Below are 21,346 nucleotides of genomic sequence, written 5' to 3'. Positions count from 1 at the left end.
CTGAAAATCAGCAAATCGCCTGATAATTGCTCCGTTTTATTCCTCTCCCTTTGAATTCCTCGTCTTCCCCGTCGGTTTTACTCATAAAAAACGATCGCAACAGCTTAAAATGGCGCTTTATTTCGTCGGAGATAGCCCATGTTTTGTCCAAAATGCGGCGGTCAAACCCTGCAGAGCGTCAGCCCCAAAGAGTTTTGCTGTGGCTGCGGTTTTCATTTTTTCCAGAATGTGGCGACGGCTGTGATGGTGGCGCTTTGCTGGCAGGATGAGGTGCTGGTTGCGGTAAGAGCAGGCAATCCGGGCAAGGGGTTGCTGGATCTGCCAGGCGGATTTGTCGATCCCGGCGAGTCGCTGGAGGGGGCGCTGGTGCGCGAGTTACAGGAGGAGCTGGGACTCGATGTCAGCGCTCAACCTTTTACCTATCTCGGTTCCTTCCCCAATATTTACCCCTACGATGGCATCACCTATCACACCTGTGACACCTTTTTCGCTATCAAGCTGAGTGAAAAACCGGTCATCCAGCCGGCTGACGATGTGGCCGCCTGTCAGTGGTTGAAGATTAGCGATATCCCCTTGTCCCGCTTTGCTTTCGAGTCGACGCGTACCGCGATGGCGCGGTTGCAGCAATCCCCTTTGCAAGCCTGATCCCTGCTGATGACGATGGGGATTGGCAGCGACCATCCCTGTCTCATCCTTGTCCGCTTTTGTCCCGCAGACGCCATTCGTCAGACGGTGAGTGGTATAGTCTGCAGTGGATCCGGATTCAAGGAGCATATCGTGAAGAAGATAGTTCTCATCTTGCTCGGCATCGCCGTGGCGGCCTTGCTGGCCATAGTGACGTTGATAAGCCTTATCGACCCCAATCAATTCAAACCCCAACTGGCTGAACAGGTGCGCAAGAGCATGGGCCGGGAACTGGTGATGGCGGGGGAGATTGACTGGCGTTTCTGGCCGAGTCTCGGCCTCTCGCTGGAAAAGGTCGCCCTACGCAATCCGGCCGGTTTTGCCGAGCCGGATCTGGTTCGTTTCGAACAGGGCGAGGCCTCGGTGGCCCTGTTGCCGCTGCTCTCACATCGTCTGGAGATTGGCAAGGTGATCCTGAGTGGCGCCCATCTCTTTATCCAGACCAAGGCGGATGGCAGCTCCAATCTGAGCGGACTGATCAAAGATGCCACTGCTGATGCAAGCGAACCGGTCGTCCCCGCCCCCCCTGCGCCAACCGCTGATAGCAAGCCCTGGCAGATCAGCTTGCAGGGTGTCGCGCTCTCCCAAGCCAGTGCGCTGGTACAGGATGATCGCAGCGGCACCTCACTGCGACTGGATCGACTCGATCTCGATATGGGGCAGCTGGCCACCGGTCAGTGGGTACCCGTGACGCTGGCCGCCAAGGGGAGTGCCGACAAGCTCGCTTTCGATGTTAAAGGGCAGACCCAGATCAAGCTGGCGCAGGAGGTGATGGCGAGTGAACTGAAAGATCTGAGCCTCAGCGGCAGCCTGAGTGACCCGTCCCTGCGACTCGACAGTTTCTCTATCAAGGGAGACCGACTGGCTCTGGGTGAGTGGAGTAACCTCACGTTGGTGCTGAAAGGAGCCAAGGGTGAGGGGCAGCAAGCTTCACTGGCTGGCTCGTTGGAAGGCACGCTCAAGGGACGGCTCGATAAAGAGATGAAGCTGGCCGAGCTCTCCGATGTGCTGCTGACGGCAGCGCTGGAAGGTGATGCGCTGCCACGCCCACAGATGAAGCTGAAACTGGCCGGGTTTGCCCGTGCCGAGCTCGACAAGCAGTTGATTACCCTGAGCAAGCTGGTGATGAGTGCCGATGAGGCACTGCTGAGTGGTGATGGAACCGTGCAGCTTGGCGCTGTTCCCGCAATCAGCTTCGATCTCAACGGGGAGAAGCTGGATCTCGACAAATGGCTCGCCAAATCGCCACCTAACACACCTGCGCAGGCGAAAGAGGACAAACCGGCGACCGGTGTTGCCAACACTGCTGCAAATGGCAATAAAGCGGCAACCGGCAAGAGCGAAGCTCTCTCCGCGGTTGAACCGGATCTGGGCGCGCTCAAAGGGGTGGATCTGGATGGTCGGCTGCAACTCGGCAGCCTGCGTCTGAAAGGGCTGGATCTCGGTGCTGTCGATCTTCAGGTGGCTCTGGCCAAAGGGCTGCTGACGCTCAAACAGTTCAGCGCGACCGTGGCAGGTGGTCAGGTAAACGCGAACGGGGTACTCGACGCGCGCCAGCAACCCGCCACCTACAAGGTGCACAAACAGGTGGCCGGGGTGAACATTCGTCCCTTGTTGCAGACTCTGGCCCAGAGTGATCTGCTGGAGGGCAAGGGCGATCTCGATGTGCAGGTGCAGGGGCGTGGTCTCTCCGCGCTGGCACTGCGCAACGGGATGCAGGGCAAGGTCACCTTGAAGCTGAGCGACGGTGCCCTGCACGGCATCAATCTGCCGGAGATGATCCGCGAGGCACGGGCCACCCTCACCGGCAAGGGGGCCGAGCAGGTGAAGGAGGAGCGCAAGACCGACTTCAGCGCCCTGACCGCCAGCTTCCAGATTGCCGATGGCGTCGCCCGCAGCAACGACATCCAGCTCTTTGCCCCAGCCTTGCGGGTCAAGGGGGAGGGGCAGACTGCGCTGGTGCCGGAGAGCCTCGACTTCCTGTTCCTCACCTCCATCGTCGAGAGCAGCAAGGGGCAGGGGGGCAAGGATGTGGACGAGCTGAAGGAGATCACCATTCCGGTGCGGATCGGCGGCCACTGGCAAGCCCCCAGCTATCAGCTCGATGTGAAGGCACTGCTCAGCAACAACAAGCTGCTGGAGGATAAGGCGCGCAAGGAGGCCGAACGGGGCCTCAAGAAGCTGCTGGGTGACAAGGCCGACAACGAGGCCGTCAAAGGGGTGGCCGACCAGCTGCTCAAGGGGCTGTTCAAATAGATGACGGTTCATATGGGCTTTAGCGGTTGACCGGATGTCAGCGCCATTGAAAAATGGCGCTGACATTTTTTATGGCGCAGTGACCTGCTGTGCCTTGATCCGGAGTCATCTCGAGTTGAACCCATGCGCCTGATCCTGCTGCTCTGCTCCCTGATCTGCTACGGCATGGCTTCTCCCGTGCTGGCCGGGCCATTGGCGGATCGCCTGGCGGGCGAGCTGGTCAGGCAGGTTCCCGAACAGGCGCTGCCTCTTGATGAGGTGCAGCGGCTCGACCGGCGCCTGATTGCTCCCGACTCCCTCTATCCCGCCTGGCAGCGTTATCCGCTGCGCCAGTTGCAAGCCATCTATCGCTATCAGCAGGAGTGCGGGACAGAGAAAGACTTGCCCGCCGAGTGGCTGCCACTGCTGCAGGCGCTTTGTGGCCAAGGGGCTACGCCCTCGACCCGCTGGTTTGCCGCTCACCCCATCTATCCGCTGGGGGGAAGCAGCGCTGCCCGCTGGCTGGCTCGTTATCCGACTGCGGGGCTCAACCATCTGCTCCATGTGCGGGAGCGGCGCGACCTGTTGGGGCAGCTCGGCGATGACAACCTAGACGCCCTGCTGCGGGGCGAGCGCTGGCTGCTGCAATCGGGTCAGCTCTGGCTGCTTGCCGATGGGCAGTGGCGTCGCTATGGCGCCGGGCAGTGGCAACCGCTGGCCGAACGGCTTGGCATGACGCTGGATAGCCGGGTCGATGGCCCCTGTCAGGAGCGGATAGGGGGGATCTGCATCAACGAGCGCCCCACGCTGCATTGGCAGTGGTTGGCGCTGGCCAGCACGTTTGGCTTTATCCTGTTGCTGGGGTGGGCCAGCTGGCAGCGCTGGCGCCTGCTGCGGGAGCGGCGTGTCGCATTGCAGATGCTGACCCACGAGCTGCGCACTCCCATCATGGCGCTCTCCGGCATCAGCGAGGAGCTGCGCCACGATTTCGACCGGCTGCCCCCTTCCGCCCAGCAGAGCGTGGGTCAGCTGCTGGGCAGTGTCGCCCGTCTGCATCAGCTGGCGCAGGCTAGTCGCCACTATCTGGCGGCAGAGACTCTCGAAGATGAGCGGGTTGCGGTCAGTCTCACCGAGTGGCTCACCCTGGCTTGCGAGCGGCATAGTGCCACCTTCTGTCTTGAGCGGGAGATGACTCTGGCGCTCCCCTTCTACTGGCTCGATCTCGCCCTCGACAACCTGCTGCGTAACGCCAGCCAGCATGGCCGCGCGCCGGTTCGGATCTGTGCCAGCTGGCAGGCGGGGCGTTTGATCCTTGCGGTCAGCGATGGCGGCGAGCTGCCAAATTACCGGCTCGCCACCCTGCTACGCCGCGGTGCCCGTGCCGATGGTCTGGGGCTGGGGCTTGCCATCGTGCGCCATCTGCTGCGCCGTCTTGGCGGGCGCCTCACCCTTTCCGGCCCGCCCACCACCTTCACCCTGACGCTGCCCTGCCAACTCTGGAGCGACCCCGAATCATGAAAACCATCCTGCTTGTTGAAGACGAGGCGCTGCTGGCGGAGAACCTGCAACGCTATCTGACCCGTGAAGGGTATCGCTGCCTCTGGTGCGACACCCTGGCAGCGGCGGAGCAGCAGTGGCTGGCGGCGGATCTGGTGCTGCTGGATCGCACCATGCCGGAGGGGGATGCCCTCGACTGGCTGCCCCAGTGGCTGGCGTGCAAGGCACTGCCGGTGATCGTGTTGACCGCCCGGGTGGAGGTGAGCGACCGGGTGGCCGGGCTCGATGCAGGGGCGCGCGACTACCTGACCAAGCCCTTCTCCCATGACGAGCTGCTGGCGCGGATCCGGGCCCAGCTGCGCCAGTTGGGGGATGGTACTCAGGCGGTGGGCGGCTTGCAGCTTCATCCCGCCCGGATGCAGGCGAGCTGGCAGGATGCGGAGGTGAGTTTTACCCCCACCGAGTTTGCCCTGCTCACCCTGCTGGTGCGGATGGCGGGGCGGGTGCTGAGCCGGGAGGAGATCCTCAATCGGGTGTGGGGCTATCAGGCGTTCCCCTCCACCCGCACCGTCGATACCCATATTCTGCAACTGCGCCAGAAGCTGCCCGGGCTGGTCATCGAGACGGTGCGCGGCATCGGCTACCGGCTGGAGGTGCCAGCGTGAAGCGTGCAACGCGGGCTGGACTGCTGTTGGCTCTAAGCGTCGGCCTTCTGAATGCAGGCAGTGTGATTGCAACCGATCGCCTCCTGGAAACCGAACGCGCCGACCCGCTGCAACCGGCTACCTTGGCGCTGTTGCAGGGGGATAACCGGCACGCCTGGCAATCTTTGCAGCAGGCGTGGCCTGCGCTTAACAGCGATGCCGAGCGCCGCAACTGGCAGGGGATGCTGGCTGTGCTGAGTGCCCAGCACTGCGGCAAGGATTTCCCGCTCACTCTGCCTGATGGGGTGAGCGAGCTGCGCCTTGAGCTGATCCAGCGCGATGCGCCGCTGCTGCGGGACTATCGGGTGCAGTTGACCGGGGAGGGGGCCATCGCCGCCGCGGAACTTATCGATCCCGCTGGCCGCAATCGGTTGGCAGGTGCCCAGTGGGAGGCGGAAGGGAGCAAGGGGGTCAGGGTCGTGGGGGCCGATCTGCCTACGCCTATGCCAGCCGGACTCTATCAGCTACGGCTGGCGGTGGCTGGCAAGGAGTGGCAGGTAGTGCTGCCGCTGCCTGCGGTGCAGGATCTGGATTGGCTCTCCCGCTCGCCGCAGACGGTGGCCAATCCCCCCGCCAATCCCGCTTCGTGCACTCCGCTCTGGCTCGATCAGGCTGTGCTGGCCCGCCCGCAATATTCCCTGCTGTGGTGGAACCGCCTGCCTCTCTATGGCAAGGTGGGTTGGCCTGCCACCACGCCCGACAGTTGGCGCACCCTCTCGCTGGTGCAGACCAGCCAGCGCGGTCAGCTGGTGTTGCAGCTGAGTCACAGTCAGGCGGGGCCGGTGGAGTGATGCCGGGGGATTGAGTCGTTGCAGGCAGCGATGGATGGGCTGCCTCAGTCACAGATTGTTTCGCTGGTGCAATGACTGTTACTTTTTGCTGATGTTATTTGCAACAATTGGCCAGGGGATGGCGGTGGCTATCAAACAGGAAATGGCAGAGCAGCCTCTCCGTTTTGGCTCTGGGCTTAATCCTGACATTGCCCTGACAATCTGAGCCTGCCGATCTGCTGCAATGGCGGCTCCCGTTTTTATCAGGAATCACCGACCATGACTTCTTTCCCCGTGCTGGCGAGCCGACTCCACCTGCTGCTGTTGATGCCGCTGCTCTCCCTGCCTGCCGAGGCGCTGACTCTGGCCAACGATCAGTGGCGTATCGAGCTGGATCCCGCCACTCTGGCGGCCGAGGCTATCCTACCCTCGGGCCAGCACCTTGCCATCTCTTCCCCCGGTCCGCGCCAACCGGTCACCACGCTGCAGCAGGAGGGGGAGCGTGCCAGCTGGCTGACCCGTGCCGATGGCGAGGTGCGAGCCTCTGCCCGTCTCGAGGGCAACCGTCTGATCCTCACCCTGAACCGTGCAAGTGCTGGCGAGCTGGTGTGGCCGCGGGTGCCGGCAGGGGCACAGGCGTTGATGCTGCCGATCCACGAGGGCTTTCGCATTCCCGCTACTCATCCCGCGTGGCGCAAGGCGCTGGCGCAAGAGTATCAGGGGATCAATACCACCGAAAATCTCACCCTGCCGCTGGTCGGGCTGGATCACGGCGATCAGCAGCTGGCGATCCTCTTTGCCAACCCCTTCAACAACCGGCTCACCTTTGCGCCCAAGCAAGATGGTATTGCCCTGACGGCGACCCATAGCGTCAATCGCCTCAATCTGACCGCCCCCTATGAGGTGGCGGTGTCGCTGCAACCGGGCAACGACTGGCTGGCGGCGGCCAAGGCCTATCGCAGCTGGCTGCAGGAGCGGGGCGAGCTGGTCTCGCTCGAGAGCAAGCTGGCGGCAGTAAAGGATGGCAAGCGGCTGATTGGTGCCTCTCACCTCTATCTCTGGGGCGAGCGACTGCTGGTGCCTCAGGATGTGAAGAGCTGGCCCGCGCTGCGCCGCCTGATCCCCGCCGACTGGCTCAAGGGGGAGAGTAAGAGTGCTCTGCAAGCGCCCGATCTTGAGCGCAACCGCTATCTGCAAAATCTGGTGCTGACCGGAGTTGAGCAGGCGCTGGCGCTGCGCCATCCGGGTCAGCAACCGGCCGATTTCACTGCCCGGCGAGTGCTGGCGACTAAACAACTGGGGGCTGCGCTCAACGAGCCACAGAGCTGGGGTGATGGCAGCTCAGCCAAGATGATCGCTGCTCTCAAGCAGTCTGGACTACCCAAACTCTGGCTGGGTCTGCCCCAGTGGACCGCCGGTTTTGCTGCGCCAGAGGGGATTGAACTTGCCAAACAGGCGGGCTATCTCATCGCCCCTTACGACTCTTACGATACCGCGCTGCCGGAGGGGAATAGCCAACAGAGCTGGCTCACCGCCCAGATGGGGCAGGATATCTACCTGCGCTGCGGCATCATGCAGGAGAACGGTCGGCGCAAGAGCGGCTTTCAAAATAGCGGCGTCTACACCAATCAGGCCTGTGTGCGCCCGGTGATGGAACAGCGCGTACCCTGGTTGCAGCAGGCGAGCCACTACAACAGCTGGTTCCTCGATGTGGCTGCGACCGGCATGGTGTTTGACGACTTCGACCCGGCCAAGCCGACCAGCCAGGCGCAGGATGCGCAAAACCGGATGGCCGGGATGGCGTGGATTGCCAGGAGTCAGGGGGTGCTGGTGGGCTCCGAGGAGGGCGGCGCGGTTGCCAACCGCACCGCGGCCTTTGCCCACGGCCCCCAGACCAGCGGCTTTGGCTGGCAGGATCCCGATATGCGCCGCAACAAGCGCTCTCCCTACTATCTGGGAGCCTGGTATCCCGACTATCAGCCCGCGTTCTTCTTTCGCCAGAGCCATCTAAAACCTGAGTATCAGGGGCTCTACTTCGATCCGGCGCTGCGGTTGCCGCTGTTCCAGAGCGTCTTTCACGACAGCATAGTGACCACCCATCACTGGACGATGGACAGCCTCAAATTCAGGGAGAGCCGTCAGGTGACCGAACTATTGCAGCAGCTCTACAACGTGCCGCCGCTGCTCAACCTCAGTCTGGATAGTGCCAGCGTGCGCATTCCCTATCTCAAGGGGCTCGATGCCTTCTTCCGCCCGCTGCATGAGCGGCTCTACAACCAGTCCCTCACCGGTTTTCGCTGGCTCGATAAAAGAGGCGTGGTGCAGCAGAGCGAGTTTGCCGATGGCACTCGACTGATTGCCAACTTCGGCCCGGCCACCGAGCTGGCAGGGATCAAACTGGCCGCTCAAAGCGTGCTGGCGCTGCTGCCCGATGGCAGCCAGCAGCAGTTTGTCTCGCAACCGGATGGCGCCCGCTAATCTGGCGTTCTGGCTTTTATTTCATCAGAGGATGATGTGGCAGAACTTTTCATGTATAGATGAACGTTCTGTAAAATATATGAGAGGCAGTTCTGATGATTGAGAGTGAAGTGATTAGAGAGGTAAACCATCCGGCGTGGCCGCTGGTCTGGCAGATCTATGGCGAGAGTTTTCCCCGCTACGAGCAGCGCCAGTCACAGCATCAGCCACAGAAGATGCGGGATCCTCGCTATCACTGCCAAATCTTTTATCAGGACGGCCTGTTGCTCGGTTTCATCTTCTGGTGGGCGTGTGACGAGCAGATCTATATCGAACATCTGGCCATCAATCCGGCGCTGCGCGGCCGCAACTACGGCAGCCGCCTGCTGGCCGAATTTTGCGAGCGGGCAGGCAAAACCGTCATTCTCGAGATCGATCCGCCAGAGGACGAGATTGCCATTCGCCGTCTGCGCTTCTATCAGGGGCTGGGCTTTTGTCTCAACGATTATGCCCATCTCCACCCACCCTATCATCCTGACTATCAAGGTCATGCGCTGCGGGTGTTGAGCTATCCGGGGCTTCTTGAGGAAGAGGCCTATCAGCGTTTCAACAGCATGCTGGTGGAGACGGTGATGGATCAGGCTGAGCAGCCGCAAGAATGCTGATTTTCCGATAAGAGAGGGGCCCGCCTGAAGCAATTCAGGCGGGCCCTTTTTCATTGCCGCTGGCGGGAATTACTCCCCCAGCAGGGTTTGCCAGACGGCGAGCACATGGCTGCGCTCACTCTGCAGCTGATCGTCGCTCACCTTGCGGGAGATCTCCGAGAGGTTGAGGCGATGGCCTAGGTTGCGGATCTCCAGATAGGCTTGCTTCAGCCCCTCCGCCTGCTCCAGGGTCAGCACCCCCGCCATCACGCACTCGTCGAAGATGCGCACGTTATCGGACCAGCGGGTGAGGGCATCGGGCTCGCCGCAGGCGTGGGCCAGCACCAGATACTGGGCGATAAACTCGATATCCACCATGCCGCCGGGTGACTGCTTGAGGTCGAACTCGCCGGCGCCGGCCTTGAGCAGGTGATCCCGCATCTTGTGGCGCATCTCGCGCACCTCGCGGGCCAGGGTCGGCAGGTCGCGTTCCCTGGCCAGCACATCGCGGCGGATGCGGGCAAACTCGGCAACGATGGCATCATCGCCATAGATGGGGCGGGCCCGCACCAGCGCCTGATGCTCCCAGGTCCACGCTTCGTTTTGCTGATACTGCTCGTAGGCCGACAGCGACGAGACCAGCAGGCCGGAGTCGCCGGAGGGGCGCAGCCGCATGTCGATCTCGTAGAGGATGCCGGACGGGGTGCGGGTGCTGAACAGGTGCAGGATCCGCTGGGCGAGGCGCAGGTAGAACTGGCGGCTGTCGATGGGTTTGCGCCCGTCGGTGTAGCTGTTGGGGTCGCCGCCGTGCAGGAACACCAGATCGAGATCCGAGCCGTAACCGAGCTCGATGCCACCCAGCTTGCCGTAGGCCACTACCGCAAAGCCACGCTGACCGCTCAGCGCCACCTCGGGCGGTACCCCGTAGCGCTCGCTCATCTGGGCCCAGGCCTGATTGACCACCTCCTCGGTGATCGCCTCCGCCAGCCAGGTGAGGTGGTCGCTCACCTTCATCAGCGGCAGGGCGCCGGCGATGTCGGCCGCCACGATGCGCAGCAGCTGCACCTGCTTGAACTGACGCAGCGCCTCCATCTGCTGCTCCACGTCCTCTTCGGGGATGCGCAGCAGGAACTGGCGCAGCTGGGGCTTGTACTGATCGAGCGGGGTGGGGTGGTAGAGGTGCTGGGGATCGAGCAGCTCGTCAAGAAGGATGGGGTAGCGGGCCAGCTGTTCGCTCACCAGATGGCTGGCATCGCACAGCCGTACCAGCTGGCGCAGGGCGCCCGGATTTTCCGCCAACAGCTGCAGATAGGCGCTGCGGGTGAAGATGCGGGTCAGCAACTCGCATACCCGCTCGAACAGGCGGGCGGGTTGCTCGCTGGCCACCACCAGCCGCAGCAGCTCCGGCATCAGCCAGTCCAGCGCGATGCGCCCCTGCGGCCCCACCTGACGGCGTTTGTACTCCTCCTTGAAACGCAGCAGAGCGGCGCAGAGCGGGGCGGGCTCGGCCACTCCCTGCGCGCTCAGCAGTTTTTCCAGCTCGGCGGCATCGAGCTCGGTGCGCCAGAGATCGAGCCAGAGCTGCTCGAGATGGGCGGGAGCCTCCTTCTCTTCCCCCACCACGGCGGCGAACTCCTGATGGACGGCGGCCATCTCCTCATCGAGATGAGCCATAAAGGCACCCCAGTCGGCAAAACCGAGAGCGGCGATCAGCCGCTGGCGATCCCGCTCCTCGGTGGGCAGGGTCTGAGTCTGCTGATCGCCGATCTCCTGCAATATGTTCTCGACCCGACGCAGAAAGCGATAAGCCGCCAGCAGGCGATCGCAATGGGCGGATTCGAGGGCGCCACATTGGGCGATGGCGGCCAGCGCTTCGGGCAGGTGGCGCACCCGCAGCGCCGGTTCACGACCGCCGCGAATAAGTTGCAGCGCCTGGGCGATAAACTCCACTTCACGAATGCCGCCAGCCCCCAGCTTGATGTTGCCCTCCAGCCCCTTGCGGCGCACCTCGGCGGCGATCATCGCCTTCATCTGGCGCAGGCCGTCGATGACGCCAAAGTCGATATAGCGGCGAAACACGAAGGGGCGCAGCATCTCGGCCAGTTCCACTGCGTGCTCGCACTGGGGCCCCAGTACCCGCGCCTTGACCATGGCGTAGCGCTCCCAGTTGCGGCCGTGGTGCTGGTAGTAATCTTCCATGGCGGCAAACGAGATGGCGAGCGGCCCCGCATCGCCAAAGGGGCGCAGCCGCATGTCGACCCGGAACACCTGACCATCCTGGGTGGGCTGGTGGAGGGCGTTGATGATGCGCTGACCCAGCTTGATAAAGAACTGCTGGTTGGCGAGCTCGCGCCGCCCGCCAACCGTGTAGCCGTTTTCGGGGAAGGTGAAGATAAGGTCAATATCCGAGGAGAAGTTGAGCTCGCCACCGCCGAGCTTGCCCATGCCGAGGATCAGCAGCGGTTGCGGGTTGCCATTGCCATCCATCGGGGTGCCCAGCTCGCCGCACTGTTTGGCGTAGAGCCAGTCGCGGGCAGAGCAGATGAGGGCATCAGCCAGTTTGGTCAGGTGGATAAAGCTCTCTTCTACAGTCGCGTGGCCCAGCAGCTCGCGCCAGGCGATCACCAGCATGCGGCTGCGGCGGAACTGGCGCAGGATGCGCTTGAGCGCCTCTTCATCGCTTACCTCGGCGAGCAGGGCTGTGAGGTCACTCTGGTAGGCGGGCCAGCGCTCAGAGCGCTCCAGATCTCCGGAGGCGAGCAGCTCGGTCAGCAACTCCGGCTGTTTGAAGAGAGAGTCGGCGACAAAATCGGAGAGGCCGAGCAGGGTCAGCAGGGTCTGGCGCACCGGCTCGGGCTGGTTGCCATAGTCTGGGGCCAGTTCAGTCAGCCGTTGCCACTGGCGCTGGGCCAGCTCCTGCAGCAGGGGGGAGAAGGCGGAGAAAGAGGGAGAGTGCTGGGCCACGGTTGCCGTCCTTGTGATTAACGAAACTGCCGGATAAAAATCTGGCTGCCAATCTAGCACTGTCAGGTCCCCGCGTCACAGCGCAGGGGCGAGAAGCATGATCCGGCGGGAATTATCGGCAGCCAGTCATTCAGGTGCGCTGGTAGATGGCGGGATCGTAGATCTCCATCAGGCTGCCCGGGTTGGCCGGTGGAGCAAAGCCGAAACCGGCGTAGAGGCCGTGGGCATCAGAGGTGGCGAGGGAGAGGCGGCGCAACCCCTGCAACTCGGGATGGTCGACAATGGCGGCCACCAGCGCCTTGCTGTAGCCCCGGCCGCGATACTCAGGCAGCACGAAGACATCGGCCAGATAGCCAAAGGTAGCCTTGTCGGTGATGACCCGGGCGAAGGCAACCTGCTGACCATCGACATAGCCGCCAACGCAGAGGGAGTGGTTGATGGCCCGCACCACAGTGCTGTGGGGAATACCGCGACACCAGTAGGCTTCTTCAGACAAGAAGCGGTGGATAAGCGGCAGATCGAGCCGCCCCTTGTCGTCACTGATCTCGATGGGTGAGTGCGTCGTGCTCTGCTGCATGTTGGCTCCTTGCCGTGGGTCAGAAATGAGAAAGGCCCCTCGCGGGGCCTTCCAGTCTAACCGGATTGGAGCGGGAAAGTCAGGCGAGCTTGAAGGACTGGATCTGGCCATCCAGCTCCTGGCTGTGCTGCTCCACCAGTACCGAGGCCTCCTGCAGTTCGCGCAGCACCACCACGGAGCCTTCTGCGATCTGCTTGACCTGCTCCAGATTGCCGCGCATCTCCTCGGCTACCGAGCTCTGCTGATCGGAAGCGGCGGCGATGTGGCGGTTCATGTCGGCCACGCCCTGTACCCGCTCCACTATGGTGGCGAGCTGATCGCCCGCCTGGGTCACCTGGGCAACCCCCTTGTCGGCCTGTTGCACGCTCTGGGCCATCAGCTCGCCAGCCTGACGGGCATTGCCCTGCAACTGCTCGATCATCTTCTGGATCTCGACAGTGGCAGCTTGAGCCCGGTTGGCCAGCTCGCGCACCTCGGAGGCCACCACGGCAAAGCCGCGACCCGCTTCACCGGCGCGGGCGGCCTCGATGGCGGCGTTGAGCGCCAGCAGGTTGGTCTGCTCCGAGATGCCGCGAATGGTGTCGACTACCGAGCCGATTCGCTCGACCCCGTGCTCCACCTCGTTGACCACGTTGGCGGAGCGCTGGATGTTGCCGGAGAGGGTGTCGATGGTATTGACGGTTTCGGCCACGCAGCGGCTCCCCGCTTCGGCCAGCTGGCTGGTCTCGGCAGTGGCCTGGGAGGCCTGATCGGCGTGAGAAGCCACCTCGCGAATGGCGCCTACCATCTGGCTCATGGCGCTGGCCAGCTGCTCAATCTGGGCGAACTCTTCGCTGATCGCCTCGTTGGCCTCCTCCATGCAGAGGGTCACCTGGGAGGCGATGTCGTTGAGCTCCTTGCAGGCGGCGCGCTGGCTGCCAAACACCTCTTTGAGGTTCTCCTGGGAGTGGGAGACCGCCTTGGCGATGTCACCGAACTCGTCGCGGGAGCGGAGCAGTACCTTGTGGCTGAGGTCCCGCTTGGCGAAACGCTCCAGCAGATCCACCAGATAGTGTACCTGCTTGACCATCAGACGGGAGCCGGTCATCAGCAGGATAACGAACAGCAGCCCCATGATGGTGGTCTCCATCAGGCCGCTCCAGAGCAGGCGGTCGGCAATGGCGTTGGCCTTCTCCGGATCCAGCCCCTCGGTGAGCAGGGTGGCCTCCAGATTGTTGGCATCAAACCAGAGTTTGGTCAGTAGCAAAATGGTACTGATCACCATCAGCAACACCACTTTCGGCACCAGCCGAATGTTGCTCATCCGCTTCTCCAGCAGGTTCAACTGCATCGTAAAATCTCCTTTGAAAATCGCTTTTTCCTTTGCCCTCAAGGCTATCGGCATTATCTTCTCTTTTATTAATTTGCACTGTGTTTAAAGTTGGAAAATGTATGCGGCATCACTTAACTCACTTGCGGGCGATGGATTTGCTGATGGCATTTCTGTCGATAGTCTCGGTGTTACTGGTAACAGCCCGCTGGTGGGGCCATCAGACACTGACCCCCCAGACCCTGCAGCTCTTCTATGACCTCGACAGCCTGATCTGCTACTTCTTCATCGCCCACTTTGCCTATGGCTGGCTCAGGGCGCCCGATCGCAAAGCATTCTTCAAGGCCAACTGGATCTATCTGCCGGGCAGCTTGCCGATGGTGGAACAGCTGCGCTGGGCCCGTCTGCTCCAGCTGTGGCGGGTCTATCAACTGTTCAAGGAGCACCCGGATCTCTGGGCCATGTTCCGCCGCGAGCGCAACGAGACCACCCTCTCCGGCATTCTGTTCCTCTTCTTCCTGCTGCTGGGGGTGGGCTCCGGCGTCATGTACTGGATTGAGTCGGGCCAGCCCGGCAGCCAGATTGAGACACCCTACGATGCGTTCTGGTGGACGCTGGTGACCCTGTCGACCGTGGGCTATGGCGATCTGGTGCCCAAAACCGAGGAGGGGCGCTTTGTCGCCAGCCTGTTGATCCTGTTCGGGGTTGGCCTGTTTGGTGCCATCAGCGGTTTCATGGCCAGCATCTTTTTGCAGCCGGCCAAGGAGAGCGAGACCGAGAAGTGGCGCCACCACTACAACAACCAGCAGGAGCAGCTGCTGCGCGAGTTGCGGGCGTTGCGCGACGAGGTGCGCGAGCTCAAGAAGAAGTAGGGTTGTCGCACGGGAGCGCAAGTTGCGAGCCAGCTCCCAGCTATCGGTTGTGGCAGAGCGGGGGAGGTGCTTTTTCTTTGCTTGTCCTTTAACCTGCTGGCGGCTTAACATTCAACCTCTTGTCCAAACCTGAAAAAGAGAATCGATCAACCATGCGCGCCCTTCTCGGGATTCTTATCTGCTTGTGTGCCCAACAGGCACTGGCCGATACCCGTTATGTTTCAGACAACATCTTTACCTTTATCCACAATGGTCCGGGTACCCAGTACCGGATCCTCGGTAGCGTCAAGGCTGGTGAACCGCTGGAGGTGAAGGCGGTGAACGGCGAGGCCGGTTTCACTCAGGTGGTGGACGGTCGCGGCCGTGATGGATGGATCAAAAGCAGCGAACTGCAGAGCCAGATCAGCCTGCGCGAGCAGCTGCCGCAGGTAGAAAAGGAGCGTGACGAGCTCAAGGCCCGCCTGCAAAACCTCAACGGCGACAACGAGAAACGCTTCGCCGAGAAGGATGGCCAGATCGCAGCCCAGAGCAAGGAGATCGCTGCCCTCAAGGCCCAGCTGGCCAGCCAGGGTGAAGAGATGAACAATCTCAAAGAGCAGAACGATGCCCTGACCCAGAGCTACGACAATCAGGAGCACGACATGCAGATGGACTGGTTCATCCGTGGTGGTGCCATGGTCGGAGCAGGTATCCTGCTTGGCATCCTGTTGCCCATGCTGCCCCGCCGTCGCAGCCGTAGCGATCGCTGGATGAACTGACAGCCTCTGGCTGAATGAATTGATGAGAAGGGTCGCCGTGGCGACCCTTCTTTTTTTGGGCGCATTGGGGGCATCCGCTATTGGGCGGGATGCGTGGCTGCTTTGCGACAGGGTGGAGGCAGATCGTATACAAAATGAAGTCAGATGACCCTCATGTTTACTGGCAGGCTGGCTTCAAAAGGGAATGAATGGGGTGAATTAGCGATCTTTGTTAAAGAGTGGCAACAAATTCATTTCATATAGCGGAGGATATTGTATACATTGTCGGCGTTTCGGCGGCGCGACCGCCTTTGTCGATATCAGCCTTAGGGCGTACAGGAAGACCCCATATGTTCAAAGCTACTCAAGTGCTTGCCGCTGACTATATCCCCTCTGATCTGGCCGCCCTGCGCGAAGCCATCACCCAGAACTACGTGGTGGATGAAAATGCCTATCTGGCCGAACTGTCGGCCATGCTGCCGGGGGATGGCGCCTCGCTGGAGCAGGTGACCCAGCGTGCCCGTACTCTGGTGACCAAGGTGCGCAAGGAGAGCGGCTCCGGTGACGGTATCGACGCCTTCCTGCAGGAGTACAGCCTGGATACCCAGGAGGGGATCATCCTGATGTGTCTGGCCGAGGCGCTGCTGCGTATTCCCGATGCCGAGACCGCCGACGCCCTGATCAAGGACAAGCTCTCCGGCGCCAACTGGTCATCCCATTTCCGCAAGAGCGACTCTACTCTGGTCAACGCCTCCACCTGGGGACTGATGCTGACCGGCAAGATCATCAAGCTGGACAAGAAGCTCGACGGCAACCCGGCCAACCTGCTGGGGCGCATGGTCAACAAGCTGGGCGAGCCGGTGGTGCGATCCGCCATGTACGCCGCCATGAAGATCATGGGCAAGCAGTTCGTGCTGGGGCGCGACATGAAAGAGGCGCTCAAGGCGAGCCGCAAATCCCGCGAGCTGGGTTACACCCACACCTACGACATGCTGGGTGAATCGGCACTGACCATGCAGGATGCCGACAAGTATCTGACCGATTACCGCAACGCCATCGAGGCGGTGGGCAACGAGCGGATCAGCGACGGCGGCCCGGCCCCCTCCATCTCCATCAAGCTGTCGGCGCTCCATCCGCGCTATGACGTGGCCAACCGCGAGCGGGTGCTCGGCGAGATGTGCGAGCGGCTGGTGGGGCTGGTGCGTCTGGCCCGCGACAAGGATGTGGCCATCAGCATCGATGCCGAGGAGATGGACCGCCTCGAACTCTCTCTCGATCTGTTCGAACAGCTCTACCGCTCCGACGCCAACCGTGGCTGGGGCAAGCTCGGCATGGTGGTGCAGGCCTACTCCAAGCGCGCGCTGCCGGTACTCTGCTGGCTGACCGCGCTGGCTCGCGAGCAGGGTGACCTCATTCCGGTGCGCTTGGTAAAAGGCGCCTACTGGGACAGCGAACTGAAATATGCCCAGCAGGCTGGCCTGCCCGGCTACCCGCTGTTTACCCGCAAGGCGGGTACCGACATCTCCTACCTCGCCTGCGCCCGCTACCTGCTGAGCGAGCCGACTCGCGGCTTTATCGCTCCCCAGTTTGCCACCCACAATGCCAATACCGTGGTCAGCATTCTGGAGATGGCCGGTGATCGCCAGTTTGAATTCCAGCGTCTGCACGGCATGGGCGAGGAGCTGCACAACGCCGTGCTGAGCGACAATCCCGGCCTGCACTGCCGCATCTACGCGCCGGTCGGCGCCCACAAGGACTTGCTGCCCTATCTGGTGCGCCGCCTGCTGGAGAACGGGGCCAACACCTCCTTCGTTCACAAGCTGGTGGATCCCAATACCCCGGTGGACTCGCTGGCCGAGCATCCGCTGCGCACCCTCAAGCGCTACTCCGGCTTTGCCAACGATCGCATTCCGCAGCCGGTGAACCTGTTCACCGACCGCAAGAACTCCAGCGGCGTCAACATGAACATCCTCTCCATCCAGCGCCCCTTCTTCGCCCGCTTGAAAGAGCTGGAGAGCAAGCAGTGGCTGGCGGGCCCCATCGTCGATGGCGAGACCCTCAAGCGCAGCGAGGCACGCACCGTGCTGAGCCCGCAGGATGTGAGCCTCACCGTCGGCAAGATCCACTGGGCCGACGAGCAGGCGGTGGAGCAGGCCTTGGCATCTGCCCACGCCGCCTTCCCGCGCTGGCGCGAAACCCCGGTGAGCGAGCGTGCCGCCGCGCTGGAGAAGCTGGCGGATCTGCTGGAAGCGAACCGCGAGCAGTTTGTCTCCCTCTGTACCCGCGAAGCGGGCAAGCTGCTGCAAGATGGCATCGACGAGGTGCGTGAAGCGGTCGATTTCTGCCGCTACTACGCGGTACAGGCGCGCAGCCTGATGGGGCAGGCGACCCTGCTGCCCGGCTACACCGGCGAGCAGAACGAGCTGTTCCTGCAGGGGCGCGGGGTGTTTGTCTGCATCAGCCCGTGGAACTTCCCGCTGGCGATCTTCCTCGGCCAAATCGCAGCTGCGCTGGCCACCGGCAACACCGTCATCGCCAAACCGGCGGAGCAGACCGGCCTTATCGCCCATCTGGCGGTGACGCTGGCCCATCAGGCCGGTATTCCGGGCGACGTGCTGCAACTGCTGCCCGGTGACGGCGCCACCGTCGGCGCCAAGCTGACGGCGGATCCGCGCATCGGCGGCGTCTGCTTCACCGGCTCCACCGAGACCGCCAAGCTCATCAACATGACCCTGGCCCAGCGCGATGGCGCAATTTTGCCGCTCATCGCCGAGACCGGCGGCCAGAACGCCATGATCGTCGACTCCACCGCCCTGCCGGAGCAGGTGGTGCGCGACGTGGTGAGCGCCGCCTTCCAGAGCGCCGGGCAGCGCTGTTCGGCCCTGCGGGTGCTCTACCTGCAGGAGGAGATCGCCGAGCGGGTGCTGGAGATCCTCGCCGGCGCCATGCAGGAGCTGAAAGTGGGCAACCCGGCCGAGCACAATACCGACGTCGGCCCGGTCATCGATGCCGAGGCCAAGGCCGGTCTCGATGCGCACCTCGCCTACATGGTGCCGCGCGCTCGCCTGATTGCGCAGGCGCCGATGCCGGCCGCGACCATGGAAGGGCACTTTGTCCAGCCGACCGCGCTGGAGATCGGCTCCATCCGCGAGCTGGCCAAGGAGCAGTTCGGCCCCATCCTGCACGTGGTGCGCTACGCCACCCGGGATCTGGACAAGGTGATCAGCGACATCAACGGCACCGGTTATGGCCTCACGCTCGGGATCCACAGCCGCAACGAATCCCACGCCGAGGAGCTGGCGAGCCGCATCAATGTGGGCAACGTCTACATCAACCGCAACCAGATCGGCGCCATGGTCGGGGTGCAGCCGTTCGGCGGGCAGGGGCTCTCCGGCACCGGCCCCAAGGCGGGCGGCCCTCACTACCTGAGCCGCTTCGTTACCGAGAAGACCCGCACCATCAACACCACGGCGGTGGGCGGCAACGCCTCCCTGCTGGCGATGGGCGATGCCTGATCGGCGCAGCGAGATAACGATTGACTGCAGGCCGCCTTCGGGCGGCCTCTTTGTTGGTGTGCTCCTCTTGCTCGCCGGTTTTGGCCCCGGCGGGGCGAAGATCGGAGGCGATTTTGTTGGGGCGGCGGGGTCGTCAGTGGCGCTTGCCAGTCGTAAGATGGGGCCCATTCGCGCTATTTTGCCCCTGCTGCAGCTTGCTGTGACCGTGGCGTTGTTTAATCTGACTTAACGAGAGTGTTTATCCGATGTCATTAACTGAACAAGCCCGCTGGTTTGTCGTGGCGGGTGACCATCAAATCCTGCTCGATGAGGCGGGTCAGGTGCCGAGCGGCGTGAAGGCGTGCCTGCCCGAAGCGCTGGCCGGTGCCCGTTTCGAGCGTTTTGACGAGTGGCAGGGGCTGCCCTGCTATCTGCTGGATCTGGGGGCTGAGGCCGACACGACTATGATGGCCCCCCTGCGCCAGCTGATGGTGGCGGGGGACGAGGAGGGCTTTCGTCTCGCGGGCCGCGCCTGGCAGCTCGTTACCTTCCGCCGCACCCACTGTTTCTGCGGCGAGTGCGGCGCCCCCATGACCCCGAAGGCGGGGGAGTGGGCACAGGAGTGCCAGCAGGGGCACAGCGTCTATCCGCGCATCTCCCCCTGCATCATAGTGGCGGTGCGCAAGGGGCCGGAGATCCTGCTGGCGGCCCATCGCCGTCACTATCAGGCGGATGATCCCATGTATACCGTGCTGGCCGGTTTTGTGGAGGCGGGGGAGAATCTTGAGCAGTGCGTGGCACGGGAGGTGTTCGAGGAGAGCGGCGTCCGGGTGCGCAATGTGCGCTATGTGGCGAGCCAGCCCTGGCCCTTCCCCCACAGCCTGATGATGGGCTTTACCGCCGACTACGAGAGCGGCGAGATCAAGGTGCAGGATGACGAACTGGTGGCCGCCGCTTTCTTTGTCGCCGACCGGCTGCCGCGTTTGCCGCCTCACGGCACCATCGCCCGGCGGCTGATCGAGTTGTCACTGGCTGGCGAGGGGTAACGACGCTTATCTTTTCGCCAACTTTTTTGCACTTCTTTTTAAAAACGGGGCGCTCTGGTTTGCGCCCCTTCACATCTTTGCAACCGATCACCCATTTGCCACGTTTTGGGCAGTCCGCTTGACTGGGCAAAGTGGTATTATGGCCGCCATTTTATGCGTGATATGAATTCAGGAACTGGGATGAAAGAGCTGAAGAACGATCGATACCTGCGCGCTTTGCTGCGTCAGGATGTAGACATGACGCCGGTATGGATGATGCGCCAGGCAGGGCGCTATCTGCCGGAATACAAGGCGACTCGCGCCCAGGCGGGGGATTTCATGTCCCTGTGCCGCAATGCCGAGCTGGCCTGTGAAGTCACCCTGCAGCCGCTGCGTCGCTACCCGCTCGATGCCGCCATCCTCTTCTCCGACATCCTGACCGTGCCCGATGCCATGGGGCTGGGTCTCTACTTCGAGCAGGGTGAAGGCCCGCGCTTCGAGCGCCCGATCACCTCCATGGCCGACGTGCAGGCGCTGCCGATCCCGGATCCGGAAGATGAGCTGGGCTACGTGATGAACGCGGTGCGCACCATCCGCCGCGAGCTGAAGGGCGAAGTGCCGCTGATCGGTTTCTCCGGCAGCCCATGGACCCTGGCCACCTACATGGTGGAGGGGGGCAGCTCCAAGGCGTTCACCAAGATCAAGCAGATGATGTACGCAGAGCCGCAAACCCTGCACCTGCTGCTCGACAAGCTGGCCGACAGCGTGATTGCCTACCTCAACGCCCAGATCAAGGCGGGTGCGCAGGCGGTCATGGTGTTCGACACCTGGGGCGGCGTGCTCACACCGCGCGATTACCGCGACTTCTCCCTGCAGTACATGCACAAGATTGTCGATGGCCTGATCCGCGAGCACGACGGTCGCCGCGTGCCGGTCACCCTGTTTACCAAGAACGGTGGTCAGTGGTTGGAGCAGATTGCCGCCACCGGTTGCGATGCGCTGGGTCTGGACTGGACCACCGACATCGCCGACGCCAAGCGTCGGGTCGGCGACAAGGTGGCGCTGCAGGGCAACATGGATCCCTCCATGCTCTACGCCACCCCGGCTCGCATCCGTGAAGAGGTCGCCTCCATTCTGGCCGGTTTCGGTCACGGCAATGGCCACGTCTTCAACCTCGGCCACGGCATCCATCAGGATGTGAACCCGGAACACGCTGGCGTGTTCGTCAACGCGGTACACGAGCTCTCTGCCCAGTACCACGGTCGCTAAGGCCGGGGCGAGCGAAGAAGAGTTTGTTTGATATCCGGGGCCGTCAGGCCCCGTTTTACATTAAAAAATGGCGCTGCGACGACGAGAGCGTGGCGGCCGTGCAGGAGG

At 62.6% G+C, this 21,346-nt stretch carries 15 protein-coding genes; 12 read left to right on the top strand and 3 right to left on the bottom strand.

The features are described 5' to 3' along the window. Positions 1 to 138 precede the first annotated feature (138 nt). The 7 genes from BS300_RS19775 (at position 139) to BS300_RS19745 (ending at position 9,012) form a co-directional block, all read left to right on the top strand. On the top strand, positions 139 to 645 hold the full coding sequence (locus tag BS300_RS19775; RefSeq protein ID WP_071914822.1) for an NUDIX domain-containing protein: 507 nt from the start codon (positions 139 to 141) through the stop codon (positions 643 to 645). Between the two features lie 132 nt (positions 646 to 777). Beyond that, positions 778 to 2,940: an AsmA family protein gene (locus tag BS300_RS19770; protein WP_071914819.1), complete on the top strand. Its 2,163-nt coding sequence runs from the start codon at positions 778 to 780 to the stop codon at positions 2,938 to 2,940. A 123-nt stretch (positions 2,941 to 3,063) separates the two neighbouring features. Next, a complete protein-coding gene (locus BS300_RS19765; protein WP_071914817.1) occupies positions 3,064 to 4,437 on the top strand; it encodes a DUF3404 domain-containing protein in 1,374 nt (457 codons plus the stop codon). Continuing rightward, the gene (locus tag BS300_RS19760) at positions 4,434 to 5,081 is read left to right on the top strand and encodes a response regulator transcription factor (protein ID WP_071914815.1); all 648 of its coding nucleotides are present in this window, start codon (positions 4,434 to 4,436) and stop codon (positions 5,079 to 5,081) included. The genes BS300_RS19765 and BS300_RS19760 overlap by 4 nt, the downstream gene beginning before the upstream one ends. A 62-nt stretch (positions 5,082 to 5,143) precedes the next feature. After that, positions 5,144 to 5,911 (top strand): DUF2861 family protein, encoded by a 768-nt coding sequence (locus BS300_RS19755; protein WP_239693845.1) that lies wholly within the window; start codon positions 5,144 to 5,146, stop codon positions 5,909 to 5,911. 258 nt (positions 5,912 to 6,169) lie between these two features. Then, positions 6,170 to 8,368, top strand: a complete 2,199-nt coding sequence (locus BS300_RS19750; protein WP_071914810.1) for a glycoside hydrolase — start codon at positions 6,170 to 6,172, stop codon at positions 8,366 to 8,368. 95 nt (positions 8,369 to 8,463) lie between these two features. Then, the gene (locus tag BS300_RS19745) at positions 8,464 to 9,012 is read left to right on the top strand and encodes a GNAT family N-acetyltransferase (protein WP_071914808.1); all 549 of its coding nucleotides are present in this window, start codon (positions 8,464 to 8,466) and stop codon (positions 9,010 to 9,012) included. 69 nt (positions 9,013 to 9,081) lie between these two features. On the opposite strand, the gene glnE is transcribed toward BS300_RS19745, so the two are convergent. The 3 genes from glnE to BS300_RS19730 form a co-directional block, all read right to left on the bottom strand. Beyond that, entirely contained in the window at positions 9,082 to 11,955 is a 2,874-nt protein-coding gene (gene glnE, locus BS300_RS19740) for a bifunctional [glutamate--ammonia ligase]-adenylyl-L-tyrosine phosphorylase/[glutamate--ammonia-ligase] adenylyltransferase (RefSeq protein WP_071914806.1), read from the bottom strand. A gap of 130 nt (positions 11,956 to 12,085) precedes the next feature. Further along, complete coding sequence (locus tag BS300_RS19735) at positions 12,086 to 12,532, bottom strand: GNAT family N-acetyltransferase (RefSeq protein WP_041210647.1); 447 nt, start codon at positions 12,530 to 12,532, stop codon at positions 12,086 to 12,088. A 79-nt stretch (positions 12,533 to 12,611) separates the two neighbouring features. Beyond that, entirely contained in the window at positions 12,612 to 13,862 is a 1,251-nt protein-coding gene (locus BS300_RS19730; protein WP_071914804.1) for a methyl-accepting chemotaxis protein, read from the bottom strand. A 32-nt stretch (positions 13,863 to 13,894) separates the two neighbouring features. Here BS300_RS19730 and BS300_RS19725 point away from each other — a divergent pair, with 32 nt between their 5' ends. From BS300_RS19725 to hemE, 5 genes are all read left to right on the top strand, one after another. Beyond that, positions 13,895 to 14,713 (top strand): potassium channel family protein, encoded by an 819-nt coding sequence (locus BS300_RS19725; protein ID WP_043849864.1) that lies wholly within the window; start codon positions 13,895 to 13,897, stop codon positions 14,711 to 14,713. Positions 14,714 to 14,865: 152 nt separating this feature from the next. Next, a complete protein-coding gene (locus tag BS300_RS19720) occupies positions 14,866 to 15,471 on the top strand; it encodes a TIGR04211 family SH3 domain-containing protein (protein ID WP_041210644.1) in 606 nt (201 codons plus the stop codon). Between the two features lie 329 nt (positions 15,472 to 15,800). Beyond that, positions 15,801 to 18,965, top strand: a complete 3,165-nt coding sequence (gene putA, locus BS300_RS19715; protein ID WP_071914802.1) for a bifunctional proline dehydrogenase/L-glutamate gamma-semialdehyde dehydrogenase PutA — start codon at positions 15,801 to 15,803, stop codon at positions 18,963 to 18,965. A 245-nt stretch (positions 18,966 to 19,210) separates the two neighbouring features. Further along, positions 19,211 to 19,990, top strand: a complete 780-nt coding sequence (gene nudC, locus BS300_RS19705; protein WP_071914798.1) for an NAD(+) diphosphatase — start codon at positions 19,211 to 19,213, stop codon at positions 19,988 to 19,990. Between the two features lie 180 nt (positions 19,991 to 20,170). Continuing rightward, on the top strand, positions 20,171 to 21,238 hold the full coding sequence (gene hemE, locus BS300_RS19700; RefSeq protein WP_005335440.1) for a uroporphyrinogen decarboxylase: 1,068 nt from the start codon (positions 20,171 to 20,173) through the stop codon (positions 21,236 to 21,238). Positions 21,239 to 21,346: the final 108 nt, after the last annotated feature.

This window comes from Aeromonas sp. SCS5, from assembly GCF_001887375.1.
Lineage (GTDB): Bacteria > Pseudomonadota > Gammaproteobacteria > Enterobacterales > Aeromonadaceae > Aeromonas > Aeromonas jandaei.
This window is presented reverse-complemented; position numbering and strand designations above follow the sequence as displayed.

What these genes read in the sequence shown, in the direction of transcription:
- BS300_RS19750 (WP_071914810.1), top strand. Translation starts at nt 6,170, where the DNA reads ATGACTTCTTTCCCCGTGCTGGCGAGCCGACTCCACCTGCTGCTGTTG.
- BS300_RS19735 (WP_041210647.1), bottom strand. Translation starts at nt 12,532, where the DNA reads ATGCAGCAGAGCACGACGCACTCACCCATCGAGATCAGTGACGACAAG.
- BS300_RS19760 (WP_071914815.1), top strand. Translation starts at nt 4,434, where the DNA reads ATGAAAACCATCCTGCTTGTTGAAGACGAGGCGCTGCTGGCGGAGAAC.
- BS300_RS19730 (WP_071914804.1), bottom strand. Translation starts at nt 13,862, where the DNA reads ATGCAGTTGAACCTGCTGGAGAAGCGGATGAGCAACATTCGGCTGGTG.
- nudC (WP_071914798.1), top strand. Translation starts at nt 19,211, where the DNA reads ATGTCATTAACTGAACAAGCCCGCTGGTTTGTCGTGGCGGGTGACCAT.
- hemE (WP_005335440.1), top strand. Translation starts at nt 20,171, where the DNA reads ATGAAAGAGCTGAAGAACGATCGATACCTGCGCGCTTTGCTGCGTCAG.
- BS300_RS19775 (WP_071914822.1), top strand. Translation starts at nt 139, where the DNA reads ATGTTTTGTCCAAAATGCGGCGGTCAAACCCTGCAGAGCGTCAGCCCC.
- BS300_RS19720 (WP_041210644.1), top strand. Translation starts at nt 14,866, where the DNA reads ATGCGCGCCCTTCTCGGGATTCTTATCTGCTTGTGTGCCCAACAGGCA.
- BS300_RS19745 (WP_071914808.1), top strand. Translation starts at nt 8,464, where the DNA reads ATGATTGAGAGTGAAGTGATTAGAGAGGTAAACCATCCGGCGTGGCCG.
- BS300_RS19765 (WP_071914817.1), top strand. Translation starts at nt 3,064, where the DNA reads ATGCGCCTGATCCTGCTGCTCTGCTCCCTGATCTGCTACGGCATGGCT.
- putA (WP_071914802.1), top strand. Translation starts at nt 15,801, where the DNA reads ATGTTCAAAGCTACTCAAGTGCTTGCCGCTGACTATATCCCCTCTGAT.